At 56.8% G+C, this 12,816-nt stretch carries 12 protein-coding genes; 6 read left to right on the top strand and 6 right to left on the bottom strand.

The genetic code is table 11. The annotated features are described in order from the left end of the window. Nucleotides 1-65 precede the first annotated feature (65 nt). From ACKPCU_RS11695 to ACKPCU_RS11675, 5 genes are all read left to right on the top strand, one after another. On the top strand, nucleotides 66-1,238 hold the full coding sequence (locus ACKPCU_RS11695; protein WP_321346866.1) for a ribosomal protein uL16 3-hydroxylase: 1,173 nt from the start codon (nucleotides 66-68) through the stop codon (nucleotides 1,236-1,238). Then, the gene (locus ACKPCU_RS11690) at nucleotides 1,231-2,229 is read left to right on the top strand and encodes a GNAT family N-acetyltransferase (protein ID WP_321346864.1); all 999 of its coding nucleotides are present in this window, start codon (nucleotides 1,231-1,233) and stop codon (nucleotides 2,227-2,229) included. The genes ACKPCU_RS11695 and ACKPCU_RS11690 overlap by 8 nt, the downstream gene beginning before the upstream one ends. Further along, nucleotides 2,226-3,047, top strand: a complete 822-nt coding sequence (locus tag ACKPCU_RS11685; protein ID WP_321346863.1) for a secretin N-terminal domain-containing protein — start codon at nucleotides 2,226-2,228, stop codon at nucleotides 3,045-3,047. The genes ACKPCU_RS11690 and ACKPCU_RS11685 overlap by 4 nt, the downstream gene beginning before the upstream one ends. Before the next feature lie 419 nt (nucleotides 3,048-3,466). After that, entirely contained in the window at nucleotides 3,467-5,065 is a 1,599-nt protein-coding gene (locus ACKPCU_RS11680; protein WP_321346862.1) for an isocitrate lyase, read from the top strand. 152 nt (nucleotides 5,066-5,217) lie between these two features. After that, nucleotides 5,218-5,679, top strand: a complete 462-nt coding sequence (locus ACKPCU_RS11675) for an acyl-CoA thioesterase (RefSeq protein ID WP_321346859.1) — start codon at nucleotides 5,218-5,220, stop codon at nucleotides 5,677-5,679. 60 nt (nucleotides 5,680-5,739) lie between these two features. Here the strand turns inward: ACKPCU_RS11675 and ACKPCU_RS11670 are convergent, their stop codons facing one another. The 6 genes from ACKPCU_RS11670 to ppsA all read right to left on the bottom strand — a co-directional run bounded on the left by ACKPCU_RS11670 (nucleotide 5,740) and on the right by ppsA (nucleotide 11,500). Continuing rightward, nucleotides 5,740-6,696, bottom strand: a complete 957-nt coding sequence (locus ACKPCU_RS11670; protein ID WP_104738538.1) for an OmpA family protein — start codon at nucleotides 6,694-6,696, stop codon at nucleotides 5,740-5,742. 90 nt (nucleotides 6,697-6,786) lie between these two features. Next, nucleotides 6,787-7,371, bottom strand: a complete 585-nt coding sequence (gene sigX, locus ACKPCU_RS11665) for an RNA polymerase sigma factor SigX (protein WP_321346857.1) — start codon at nucleotides 7,369-7,371, stop codon at nucleotides 6,787-6,789. A 35-nt stretch (nucleotides 7,372-7,406) separates the two neighbouring features. Next, complete coding sequence (locus tag ACKPCU_RS11660; RefSeq protein ID WP_321346854.1) at nucleotides 7,407-8,228, bottom strand: mechanosensitive ion channel family protein; 822 nt, start codon at nucleotides 8,226-8,228, stop codon at nucleotides 7,407-7,409. Nucleotides 8,229-8,244: 16 nt separating this feature from the next. Continuing rightward, entirely contained in the window at nucleotides 8,245-8,499 is a 255-nt protein-coding gene (locus tag ACKPCU_RS11655) for a hypothetical protein (RefSeq protein WP_321346853.1), read from the bottom strand. Nucleotides 8,500-8,609: 110 nt separating this feature from the next. Next, the gene (rraA, locus tag ACKPCU_RS11650) at nucleotides 8,610-9,098 is read right to left on the bottom strand and encodes a ribonuclease E activity regulator RraA (RefSeq protein ID WP_321346852.1); all 489 of its coding nucleotides are present in this window, start codon (nucleotides 9,096-9,098) and stop codon (nucleotides 8,610-8,612) included. 32 nt (nucleotides 9,099-9,130) lie between these two features. Beyond that, entirely contained in the window at nucleotides 9,131-11,500 is a 2,370-nt protein-coding gene (gene ppsA / locus ACKPCU_RS11645) for a phosphoenolpyruvate synthase (protein ID WP_321346849.1), read from the bottom strand. Nucleotides 11,501-11,657: 157 nt separating this feature from the next. Here ppsA and ppsR point away from each other — a divergent pair, with 157 nt between their 5' ends. Next, nucleotides 11,658-12,476, top strand: a complete 819-nt coding sequence (gene ppsR / locus ACKPCU_RS11640) for a posphoenolpyruvate synthetase regulatory kinase/phosphorylase PpsR (RefSeq protein ID WP_104738532.1) — start codon at nucleotides 11,658-11,660, stop codon at nucleotides 12,474-12,476. The last annotated feature ends 340 nt before the right edge of the window (nucleotides 12,477-12,816 follow it).

Genomic DNA, 12,816 nt, shown 5'->3' with positions numbered 1-12,816 from the left:
ACGGACCCGCCACCCTTTACCAACGCCCGGATTGACCGGGCGTTGTCTATTCTGGAGCCAGAATGATGACCAATAAATTTGACTCGCTGTTCGGTGATATCGGGGTAGAACGCTTCCTCGCCGAGTATTGGCAACGTAAACCACTGCTGATCCGCCAGGCCTTCCCCAACTTTGAAAGTCCCATTGAGCCGAATGAACTGGCAGGCTTGTCGCTAGAGGAAGAAGTCGAGTCCAGGCTGATCCTCAAAGACGGCGCTCACCCGTGGGAACTGCAGCGCGGCCCCTTCCCTGACGACACCTATTCCAAGCTGCCGGAACACGACTGGACTCTGCTGGTGCAGGCCGTGGATCAGTTCATCCCGGAGGTCGCCGACCTGCTCGAACAGTTCCGCTTCCTGCCAACCTGGCGCATTGACGACATCATGATCAGCTATGCAGCACCTGGCGGTGGCGTGGGCCCGCACTATGATAACTACGATGTCTTCCTGCTGCAGGGACACGGCAAGCGTCGCTGGCGCGTCGGCCAGCATTGTACCGTCGACAGCCCGCTGCTCGACCACCCCGATCTGCGCATCCTTGCCGACTTCGACTGCCAGGATGAGTGGGTACTGGAGCCGGGCGACATGCTCTATATCCCGCCGGGCATTGCCCATGACGGCATCGCTGAGACCGACTGCATGACCATTTCGGTCGGCTTTCGCGCACCGAGCCATCAGGAGGTACTGGTGCATTTCACTGACTACCTCGCCCACCACCTCAGTGACGATGAGCGTTACACCGACGCCGGTGCCAGCCTGCCTCAGGACCCGGCTGCCATCGATCAGGCAGCGATCGAGCGTTTGCAACAAAGCGTACTGGAACTGGTCTCAGATAAAGAAGCACTGGCAACCTGGTTCGGCCGCCATATGACCGAAGCCAAATACCCGGAGTTGGCTCAGGTCTACGCGGGCGAGCCAGAGCCACTGATGGAAGCGCTGCATGAAGGCATCGGACTATGCACCAACCCGGCAGTCCGCCTGGCCTACTGGCAGGCCAGTGACGGTAGCCTGCGACTGTTCGCCAACGGCGAACACTGTGTGGTCGGCAGTTCGCTGCTGCCGCTGGTTCAGCTAATCTGTAATCAGCGCTCACTGCCAGCCGAAGTACTACTTGGCTGGGCCGCAGAAGACGACGCGCAGGAGCTGCTTGAACAGTTGGTGGAGAAAGGCTTTTTGCTGATGGAGAGGCAGGATGAGTGATATCGTCGTGACAACCGTTGACTGGCACACAGGCAAGGCCCTGCGTGACATTCGTCAAAAGGTATTCATCGATGAACAACAGGTGCCGGAAGACCTGGAGTGGGACGCGCAGGATGAAGAGGCAACGCACTTTCTGCTGCTGCGCGCCGGCCACCCGGTCGGCACCGGCAGGCTGCTAAAAGACGGCCATATCGGCCGCATAGCCATTTTGCCGCAACACCGGGGCCTTGGCCTTGGCGAGCGCCTGATGCGGGCCATCATGGCGCACGCCATCGACAACAGCATGCACACACTACTCCTGTCCGCGCAAACCCACGCAGTTCCCTTTTATCAGCGCCTGGGCTTTGAGGTCTGCTCGGACATCTATCTCGATGCCGGCATCGAACATCAGGACATGCGCTGGAGCGATGACACGCAGGAATCCGATCATCTGCCCCACATCGAGTTTGTCTCGCCCGGACGCTTCACCATCCACAACCCGGATGAAGCACTGGCACCTCCAACTGAGTACAACCAGCCAGGCATGACCGCCATCGATGAGCACAACGCCCAGCAGCAACTCATACAACTGATCGATGACTGCCGCCAGACACTGCTCATTTACTCGCCTGAGCAGGCGCAATGGCTGTTCAATCGCCAGGCCACCATCCAGGCATGCGAGCGACTCATTGCACGTAACCCCAAGGCACGCATTCAAACACTGCTGCAGGACGTCAGCAACGAGTTCCTCAGCGGCCACACACTGCTGAGCGTCATGCGCCGTTTCCCCAGTCTCTGCCAGATCCGCAAGCAGCACCCGGACCTGCCAAGGCAGTCTTACTGCCAGGCCATGACTGATCAACAGGGCTTTCTGATGTTGCCAATCGCCCGCACACGTGAGGGCTTTGTTCGGGTAGAAAGCCGAGATCAAGTGAAACGCTGGAGCGATAGCTTCAACGATCTCTGGGGCACTAGCCAGACCGACTCGGCCATTAGGAGCTTCCTGCTATGAAAGATCGCGCATTCGCAGCCCTGCTCGCCAGCATGCTGTGGCTGGTAACGATAACCAGCCAGGCGGCACCAACCACGGAAATCGTGCCACTAGGCTACAACATGGCCGAAAACCTGATTCCCGCGCTGCAGCCGATGCTGCAATCCAATGAACGAGTATCGGCGTACGGCAACCAACTACTGATCCGCGCAGAACCGCATCGACTCAGCGAAATCAAACAGCTGATCGCCCAATTGGACAAGCAGCCTTCGCGCCTTTTGATCAGTGTCGCCAATACGGGAAGCAGCAGCGGCATCGAGCAGGGTTACCGCGTTGATGGCCGGGTTGATACCGGGCCGGTCGACATCATTGTTGGCCAGCCTCGCCACGACGGCAACACTGCACGCATCATCAACCGCCGCACCACTGGTGCCAACGACGGCGTGCGCCAGATAACCGCCAACGAGGGCTATCCGGTGCTGATACAAGGCGGCCAGAGCGTCCCGATAACAACAACCACAACCAACATCTACGGACAGGTGGTCCAGCAAACCCAGTACCAGGACGTAACCGAGGGTTTTTACGCCACCGTGCGCCTCAACGGCGACCTCGCCACCATCACCATCAGCGCCAACAACAACCGTCTGAACAGCGAACACCGCAATGTCATTGACGTTCAGCAGGCCGATACCGTCGTCACCGCAAGACTCGGTGAATGGGTCTCCATTGGCGGAATCAACAACACGTCGCGCGACAACAGCGGCGACGTTGGCCGCAGCATCAGCACGCAACGCAATGACACCACCAGCTTGCGGCTCAAGGTTGATCGACTTGACTGATGCGTCACAGCCCGAACTTTGTAGTGCCGCTAAAAAAATCACTACAAACGGCATTGACTTATCAGGGCCGAAGTCCCATCATTGCCCTCGCTCCCGCTAGCCAGAGACCTTAAGGTCTCCGCTTCGCACCCATACCAACGGTTCGATGCGTGTCTTTACAGCCCACAAGGCAGAATGACGAGGTGGCGACTGGAACCAAGTTGTCCTGAGGGACGGGGAAGCAATTTAAGCTGCACAGTTAACGCCGGCAGGCAAACGCCATTATCGATGGCTTAGCGCTCGCACAACTGTCACCTCCTCTCCTCTCGGCATCTAGCCAGTCTCTTCCTTTTCATATTGTCCTTTGAGCGTAACCGCAGCAGCGGAGCATTGGGTCGACAAATCGTGCAGAACCTAACGCAAACTTTGAAGGATTGACCATGTCAGCTTATCAAAACGACATCAAAGCAGCTGCCGAGCTGAAAGAACAAGCAGGTAGTGGCTGGAGCGCTATCAACCCTGAGTCCGTCGCTCGCATGCGCGCACAGAACCGCTTCAAAACCGGTCTGGACGTTGCCAAGTACACCGCGGCCATCATGCGCAAAGACATGGCTGACTACGACGCCGACTCTTCCGTATACACCCAGTCCCTGGGTTGCTGGCACGGCTTCATCGGTCAGCAAAAGCTGATCTCCATCAAGAAGCACCTGAAGACCACCAACAAGCGTTACCTGTACCTGTCCGGCTGGATGGTTGCTGCTCTGCGTTCCGAGTTCGGTCCGCTGCCTGACCAATCCATGCACGAGAAGACTTCCGTTGCCGCTCTGATCGAAGAGCTGTACACCTTCCTGCGTCAAGCTGACGCCCGCGAACTCGACCTGCTGTTCACCGCTCTGGACGACGCTCGCGAAGCTGGCGACCAAGCCAAAGCGGCTGAAATCCAGTCCCAGATCGACAACTTCGAAACTCACGTTGTGCCGATCATCGCCGACATCGACGCTGGTTTCGGTAACGCTGAAGCGACCTACCTGCTGGCCAAGAAGATGATCGAAGCTGGTGCTTGCTGCATCCAGATCGAAAACCAGGTTTCCGACGAGAAGCAGTGCGGTCACCAGGATGGCAAGGTAACCGTTCCGCACTCCGACTTCCTCGCCAAGATCAACGCTGTTCGTTACGCGTTCCTCGAGTTGGGTGTTGACGACGGCGTGATCGTTGCCCGTACCGATTCCCTGGGTGCTGGCCTGACCAAGCAGATCGCTGTCACCAACGAGCCGGGCGACCTGGGCGACAAGTACAACAGCTTCCTGGACGGCGACTACATCTCCAGCGCCGACGACATCCAGAACGGCGACGTTGTAATCAAGTCCAACGGTAAACTGCTGAAGCCCAAGCGTCTGGCTTCCGGTCTGTTCCAGTTCCGCAAGGACACCGGTGTTGACCGCGTTGTTCTGGACTGCATCACCAGCCTGCAACACGGTGCCGACCTGCTGTGGATCGAAACCGAGAAGCCGCACGTTGGTCAGATCGCTGAGATGGTTAACCGCATCCGCGAAGTCGTCCCGAACGCCAAGCTGGTTTACAACAACAGCCCGTCCTTCAACTGGACTCTGAACTTCCGTCAGCAGGTATTCGATGCCATGGCTGCAGAAGGCAAGGACGTTTCCGCTTACGATCGCGCCAAGCTGATGAGCGTTGAGTACGATGAAACCGAGCTGGCTCAACTGGCTGACGAGAAGATCCGTACCTTCCAGGCTGACGCCTCTCGCGAAGCGGGTATCTTCCACCACCTGATCACCCTGCCGACGTACCACACTGCCGCACTGTCTACCGACAATCTGGCAAAAGGCTACTTCGACAAGGAAGGCATGCTGGCATACGTCAAAGGTGTTCAACGTCAGGAAATCCGTCAGGGTATCGCCTGCGTCAAGCACCAGAACATGGCTGGCTCCGACATCGGTGACAACCATAAAGAGTACTTCGCTGGCGAAGCAGCTCTGAAAGCTGGCGGTAAAGACAACACCATGAACCAGTTCGGCTGATAAGCCACTGGTTCAGAGCCTTCGGGCTCAGGTGTGAAAAAGGGGCTGCCTATGGCAGCCCCTTTTTTCTATCAAGCATCACGCTGCTCAGGTAAAATGCGCAGCTCTTCTGCCCCACCACCACGCTTCACGCAACAAGGCATTAATCAGTTATGGCACGCCTGCAACTTGAGTTCCCAGAGAACCAGTTTTACTTCACCACGCAGCTCACGGTGCGTATCACCGACATCAACGGTGCCAACCATCTGGCCAATGATTCGATGATCTCGATGATCTCCGAGGCGCGAGCGCGCTTTCTGTATCAGTTCGGTATCGAAGAGGTGAGCGAGAAAGGCGTAGGCATCATCGTTACCGACCTGGCAACCACCTACCTTCGCGAGGCTTTCGCCCGTGACGCACTGATTTTTGAAGTCGGCCTGATGGACCTGAACAAATACGGGGGCGACATCATTTTCCGTATCAGCAAGGCCAGCAATGGCGAACTGGTTGCCTTGGCCAAATCCGGCTTTGTCTTTTTCCACTTTGCCACCGGCAAGGTACGTCCGATGCCGGAAGACTTCCGCCTGCGCTTTCCCGGCGTCAACTCAATCGAGCAAGAAAGCACAGACGGCTGACAATTCAGACAATAAAAAACCCGGCCACTGGCCGGGTTTTTTTGTGCTCTGGTTAGTGAATTACTTCACTTCAACCTGAGCCTCAACTTCAGCTTCAACGCGACGGTTCATGGAACGGCCTTCGTCAGTGCTGTTGTCAGCGATCGGACGCGCTTCACCGTAACCAACCGAGCTAACGCGAGAACCGTCAACACCTTCGCTGATCAGCGCTTCGCGAACTGCGTTGGCACGACGCTCAGACAGGTTCTGGTTGTAGGCATCGCTACCGACGGAGTCAGTATGACCTTCAACGGTAGTGGTTACCGACGGGTAGGTCTTCATGAACTCAGCCAGGCTCTGGATGTCCTGACGGTATTCCGGACGAATAGTGTCCTTGTCGAAATCGAACAGCACGTCCAGCTCAACACGGACCGACTGCATTTCAGGTGCGGGGGTCGGCTCCGGCATCGGTGCAGGCGCAGGCGCTGGCTCAGCGACCGGCTCAGACTTGCCACCGAAGTTGATACCCAGACCTACACCGGCTTGCCATTCGGTATTGCCGTGATCGAAACCATACAGTGCATCAACACCTGCCTTCACGAAGAAGTTCTCGTTCAGGTAGTTCTTGATACCAACACCAGCCATGGCCATGGTGGTGCGGTCATCGGTGTTATCGCTATCAGCCTTCAGCTCTTGATGAGCCAGACCGGCAGAGATGTAGGGGAGAACATTGCCGGTACCGAAATGATAAACCGCTTCGACCTGAGCCAGCTTGCCGTCAACATCTTCGTTGGTGCCATCGACTTCCAGGTTCTTGTACTTACCAAGGCCCATGTTCAGCAGCACGTTTTCGCTGACGAAGTAACCGATGTTGCCACCCACCAGGGTGCCATCATTCAGGCCGTACATGCTGTCAGTGAAGTAACGGTCAGCAAAGGCTTCAACCTCAACCGAACCGGCCTTTCCAGCCATCGCAGACATGCTGGATGCGGCAATAGCAGCACCAACAACGAGACCCACAGTGTTTTTCAATTTCATCTTTGAATCCCCATCAAATCCATTAAGACGTTAAGCTTGTGCAAAACTCCGCAACAGTATAACTGAATCCTGCTAATAACTATACAAGTCTTATATAAAAGGACTGTCAATCTGATTACGCAGTTTCTCCAATGCTCGCTTATAGCGCATTTTGGTCGCACTCAACCCCATATGCATGATGTCTGCAATCTCCTGAAATTCGAGCTCCGCTACAAAGCGTAGCACCAAAATCTCACGATCAATCGGATTTACGTGCACCAGCAAGCTATTCAGGCCTTTTGAGGCCTCTGGCTGCAGCTCCTGCTCGTCGGCCTCCTCCTGCGGATCAAGGCTGAGCGCGTCGAGCAGACGGCGTTTGCGCTTCTCTTTGCGGTACTGAGTTATACATTCGTTATAAGTAATACTATATAGCCACGTTTTAAACTTGGCCTTGCCTTCAAACTGTTTCAGCCCATGCAAGACTTTCAGCATTACTTCCTGACAAACGTCATCAGCATCCCGCTCGTTACCTAAATAACGAACACAAACATTGAACAAAGTTCGCTGATACCGCCGCATCAACTCCTCATAGGCAGTCGTAGTGTGAATAAGCTCACTCTTTGCCCTGAGCACCAGCTCCTCGTCATCGAGGTCTGCCGGATTGTAATGGCGGCGTGGACGGTTGAGACTGACCAAGGTAGTAACGTCTTCCGTGTGGCTATCAGCGGCGCTCAGCGCCGCACCTGCTCGTCAATCAACAAGCGATTGGCCAGCGACACCAGCTCACCATCATCATTGAGGATCTGCGTCTTGACGGTGCCAATCTCCTCAACGACCCCTTCAACTCCCGCCACCTTGATGCGATCGCCGGGCTGATAGAGTTCGCGGACGTAAACGCCGGCAATGATCTGGGAAACCACCTGGCGACTGCCAAGACCTAGTGCCAGTGCGGCTGCACCACCAAAACACACCAGCACAATCGCAATGACCAGATTGAGCAGCGCCGTTTCGATCTGCAACTGACCGATCGCCAGCGAGACAGTAATAATGACCAGCAGTCCCTGTACGAACCGCCCCAGACCGCTCGCATACTCCATCCCCATGCTTTCTGCCGTGCCGCGCACAACACCGTTAACCAGGTGCGACAGCAGCAGACCACCAAGCAGGATCAAAGCCGCACCGACGACCTTTGGCAGGTACAGCGTGATAGCGTCCAGCGTAGACGATACCCGCGCCAACCCCAGAGACTCGGACGCCGATACAACGAAGGTCAGCAGGATAAACCAGTAGGCAACCTTACCCGTCAGATCAGATACTGAACTGTTGATACCGACGCGGGCCAGCATCTTATTGACGCCCGTACCGCCCATCAGACGATCCAAGCCAACCTTTGCCAGTCCTTTGCTTAGCACCGCATCAACCACCTTGGCCACAATCAAGCCAAGCAGCACGATGAACAGCGCAGCAATCAGGTCGGGAATAAATGAGGCCACCTTGCTCCACAGAGTGGTCATGGCCGCTACGAAGCTTTGACTCCAGACATCGAATTCCATGGCTGAGCTCTCTTGACTACCGATCAGTAGGGTTGGAAGTGTTGTTTGAACGACGACTGGGCTTGAGGTTCCGCATACCACGGGAACCACCTTCGGTCAGCACCCAGCCCCAGCGAGTCACCAGCCCCAGCAGATCGAACACCGCGCCGTGAATGTGCGCTCGATGCAAAACCCGATCCAGTCGCTGACCGTCCGTGCGCTTGGCATCGGTTCCGTTATCATCGCGCAGCATTGCACGTAGCTGACTCTCAAGCGAATCGTCGTCTGACATGACTCTAGTCTCCTGCAATGGATGAAGCCGCTGCTGAAATACGGCATCCAGATGCAACAAGGGGGAGGTGTTACCACCCTCCCCCTTGCTTGGTGCCACCGGGGCTGCCGTTACTCGGGCATGCTCAACGCCACAGGCGAGACGATAATGCCGTTGTTATCGGCGTAGACGAACTCACCCGGACGGAAGGTCACACCAGCGAAGGTAACCACGACGTTGAGATCGCCAATACCACGCTTGTCGGTTTTCATCGGATGACTGGCCAGCGCCTGGATTCCAAGCGGTGTTTGCGCCAACACGTCGACATCACGAACACAGCCATAAACGATGATACCTTCCCAGCCGTTCTTGGCCGCCTTCTCCGCGAGCATGTCACCCAACAGAGCGCGGCGCATGGAACCGCCACCATCAACCACCATCACCTTGCCGGTGCCGTCCTGATCGACCTGCTCCTTGACGATCGAGTTGTCCTCGTGACATTTCACGGTGACAATCTGGCCGCCGAAAGAGTCGTGGCCGCCGAAGTTACTGAACATCGGCTCGACCACGGCAACCTCGGGATAGGCATCACACAGATCCGGCGTTACATAGTGCTGCATGGCATTCTCCTTGAACTTGAAGGTACTGGTGCTTACTTGTCATTCTCTGCAAGGAAGAACCAGGTGTCCATCACCGAGTCAGGGTTCAGCGACACGCTCTCGATACCCTGCTCCATCAGCCAGCGAGCCAGATCCGGGTGATCCGACGGCCCCTGACCGCAGATACCGATGTACTTGTTCGCAGCACGGCAGGCGGAAATGGCGTTACTCAGCAACTTCTTGACCGCAGCGTTACGCTCATCGAACAGGTGAGCAATGATGCCGGAGTCACGATCCAGCCCCAGGGTCAGCTGAGTCAGGTCGTTAGAACCGATAGAGAAACCATCGAAGTGCTCCAGGAACTCTTCGGCCAGCAGCGCGTTGGCCGGCAGCTCACACATCATAATCAGACGCAGACCATTCTCGCCCCGCTTCAGCCCGTTCTCACCCAGCAGCTCGACAACCTGCTTGGCTTCGCCAACGGTGCGCACAAACGGAATCATGATCTCGACGTTGGTCAAACCCATTTCGTCGCGCACGCGCTTCATCGCACGGCATTCCAGCTCGAAGCAGTCGCGGAAGGAGTCGCTGATGTAACGCGAAGCACCGCGGAAGCCCAGCATCGGGTTTTCTTCTTCCGGCTCGTACAGTTTGCCGCCAATCAGGTTGGCGTATTCGTTGGACTTGAAGTCCGACATGCGGACGATGACCTTTTTCGGCCAGAACGCAGCGGCCAGGGTGCTAATGCCTTCAACCAGCTTGTCAACGTAGAAGTCGACCGGCGAGCCGTAACCGGCAACGCGTTTTTGCACGCTGTCCTTAACATCAGCCGGCAGACTGTCGAAGTTCAGCAGTGCTTTCGGGTGAACGCCGATCATGCGGTTGATGATGAATTCCAGACGCGCCAGCCCCACACCCTCGTTGGGCAGGTTGGCGAAGTCGAATGCGCGGTCCGGGTTGCCGACGTTCATCATGATTTTGAACGGCAGCGGCGGCATGGCGTCGACGCTGTTGGTCTTGATATCGAAGGACAGCTGACCGGAGTAGATCAGACCGGTATCACCCTCGGCGCAGGACACGGTGACTTCCTGACCGTCTTTCAGTTCGGTGGTGGCATTACCGCAGCCAACGACAGCAGGAATACCCAACTCGCGAGCAATGATTGCCGCGTGGCAGGTGCGGCCGCCACGGTTGGTGACGATCGCGCTAGCACGCTTCATGACCGGCTCCCAATCCGGGTCGGTCATATCGGAAACCAACACGTCGCCCGGCTGAACCTTGCCCATCTCGGCGACGTCATTGACGATGCGCACGCGACCGGCGCCGATGCGCTGACCGATGGCGCGCCCTTCAACCAGTACAGTGCCCTTTTCTTTCAGCAGGTAACGTTCCATGACGTTGGCGCTGCTGCGGCTCTTCACGGTTTCCGGGCGAGCCTGAACGATGTACAGCTTGCCGTCGTCGCCGTCTTTGGCCCATTCGATATCCATCGGGCGGCCATAGTGCTGCTCGATGATGACGGCCTGCTTGGCCAGATTCACCACTTCTTCCTCAGACAGACAGAAGCGGCTGCGCTCGGCCAGATCGACATCGACGGTCTTCACTGAACGACCCGCCTTGGCTTCGTCGCCATAGACCATCTTGATCGCCTTACTGCCCAGATTGCGACGCAGGACCGACGGACGACCAGCAGCCAGCGTCGGCTTGTGGACGTAGAACTCGTCCGGGTTGACCGCACCCTGCACAACGGTTTCGCCCAGGCCATAAGCACCAGTAATGAAGACGGCATCGCGGAAGCCGGACTCGGTGTCCAGAGTAAACATGACGCCAGCGGTGCCGGTTTCAGAGCGAACCATTCGCTGCACGCCAGCTGACAAAGCAACCAACTTGTGGTCAAAACCCTGGTGTACGCGGTAGGCAATGGCGCGATCATTGAACAGCGATGCGAACACTTCCTTGGCAGCGTGAATGACGTTGTCAACGCCACGAATGTTCAGGAAGGTTTCCTGCTGACCGGCGAAGGAAGCATCTGGCAAATCTTCTGCGGTAGCAGAGGAACGAACGGCAACGGCCAGATTGGGGTTGCCGTCGGAGAGTTTGGCGAACTCATCGCGGATCGCCTTATCCAGCGCCGCCGGGAACTCAGCGTCCATGACCCACTGACGGATCTGGGCACCGGTTTCGGCCAGCGCATTGACGTCGTCGACGTCGAGCTTGTCCAGGGCGGCGTGAATGCGGTCATTCAGACCACTCTGCTCGAGAAATTCCCGATAGGCGTCTGCAGTGGTTGCAAAGCCACCGGGAACCGTTACGCCGGCGTTGGCCAGATTGCTGATCATTTCGCCGAGGGAGGCGTTCTTGCCGCCTACGCGCTCGACGTCATCGACACCCAGCTGCTCGAAGGACACTACGTACTCTAACAAGGTGATCTCTCCGTCAATCTATTTAATAAGTCTGTGCGGCGGCGGGAGCATACTGGCCTGCCCGCCACAAATGCGCCACAATGCCGATCTTTGAAGGCCGCACCAGCAATTTTGCGGGCAGCCCTTAACCGAGACACGACATCTTAAGGCTTCGTGAATGAAACGCACCGCTTTTTTCATTTCTGATGGTACCGGCATCACCGCCGAGACGCTTGGTCAAAGCCTGCTGGCGCAGTTCGAGAACATCCAGTTCTCCAAGCTGCTGCGCCCTTACGTCGATACCGTGGAAAAAGCGCGTGACATGGTACAACAAATCAATGCCGCTGCCGAGCAAGATGCGGCCCGGCCGATCATTTTTGATACCGTGGTCAATAGCGAGATTCGTCAAGAGCTGGCTAAATCCAACGGCTACATGATCGATATTTTCTCGACCTTTCTTGCCCCACTTGAGCAAGAGCTGGGCGACGGCTCGTCCTATTCGGTCGGCAAGACTCACTCAATTCAGCATAACAGCCACTACAAAGACCGCATTGATGCGGTGCATTACGCCATGGACAACGACGATGGCGCCCGCACCCACCACTACGCGCAAGCCGATATCATCCTGGTTGGCGTGTCGCGCTGCGGCAAGACACCAAGCTGCCTGTACATGGCACTGCAGTACGGTATCCGCGCCGCCAACTATCCGTTGACCGAAGATGATATGGAAAGCCTGCAGCTGCCCAAAGCGCTCAAGCAGAACAAGAGCAAGCTGTTCGGCCTGACCATCGACCCGGACCGACTGGCCAGCATCCGCAATGAACGCCGCCCGAACAGTCGGTATTCCAGCTACCCGCAGTGCGAGTTTGAAGTGCGCGAGGTGGAAAATCTGTTCCGCAAGGAAAACATCCCCTACCTCAACTCGACGCACTACTCGGTGGAAGAGATTTCAGCGAAAATCCTGATGCAGATGGGCATTGAGCGCCGACTTAAATAACGCGCCCAACCCGTTGAATTTACGCTATTTAACGGATCAACTTGAGATCGTCTCGAGTACACCACTGCAACGATCAGGGAAGCAGTCAACCACACCCACGGGTATTGACCGCCTCCCTGCACCCGGGTGGCAAGCAGCGCATGACACCTGCCATGCCTGAATAGCAGTGCAAACCTTCCCGACCTCCAGCCTCGCCTGATACAGCACCCCGCACCAGCAACCCGAGAATAGTCCACTGCACACCTGCGCAACCGAACAGCCGCCGCCCCCGCTCCACCACAGCGATGATCAGGCGGGAAGACGGCGGCGTCATCGGAGGCTGAACGATCAGGCAGCTAGC

Source organism: Halopseudomonas oceani, assembly GCF_963677335.1.
GTDB classification, from domain to species: Bacteria; Pseudomonadota; Gammaproteobacteria; order Pseudomonadales; family Pseudomonadaceae; genus Halopseudomonas; species Halopseudomonas oceani.
This window is presented reverse-complemented; position numbering and strand designations above follow the sequence as displayed.

Coding starts and splice junctions, on each gene's coding strand:
- ACKPCU_RS11695 (WP_321346866.1), top strand. CDS start 66: ATGACCAATAAATTTGACTCGCTGTTCGGTGATATCGGGGTAGAACGC.
- ACKPCU_RS11690 (WP_321346864.1), top strand. CDS start 1,231: ATGAGTGATATCGTCGTGACAACCGTTGACTGGCACACAGGCAAGGCC.
- ACKPCU_RS11685 (WP_321346863.1), top strand. CDS start 2,226: ATGAAAGATCGCGCATTCGCAGCCCTGCTCGCCAGCATGCTGTGGCTG.
- ACKPCU_RS11680 (WP_321346862.1), top strand. CDS start 3,467: ATGTCAGCTTATCAAAACGACATCAAAGCAGCTGCCGAGCTGAAAGAA.
- ACKPCU_RS11675 (WP_321346859.1), top strand. CDS start 5,218: ATGGCACGCCTGCAACTTGAGTTCCCAGAGAACCAGTTTTACTTCACC.
- ACKPCU_RS11670 (WP_104738538.1), bottom strand. CDS start 6,696: ATGAAATTGAAAAACACTGTGGGTCTCGTTGTTGGTGCTGCTATTGCC.
- ACKPCU_RS11660 (WP_321346854.1), bottom strand. CDS start 8,228: ATGGAATTCGATGTCTGGAGTCAAAGCTTCGTAGCGGCCATGACCACT.
- ACKPCU_RS11655 (WP_321346853.1), bottom strand. CDS start 8,499: ATGTCAGACGACGATTCGCTTGAGAGTCAGCTACGTGCAATGCTGCGC.
- rraA (WP_321346852.1), bottom strand. CDS start 9,098: ATGCAGCACTATGTAACGCCGGATCTGTGTGATGCCTATCCCGAGGTT.
- ppsR (WP_104738532.1), top strand. CDS start 11,658: ATGAAACGCACCGCTTTTTTCATTTCTGATGGTACCGGCATCACCGCC.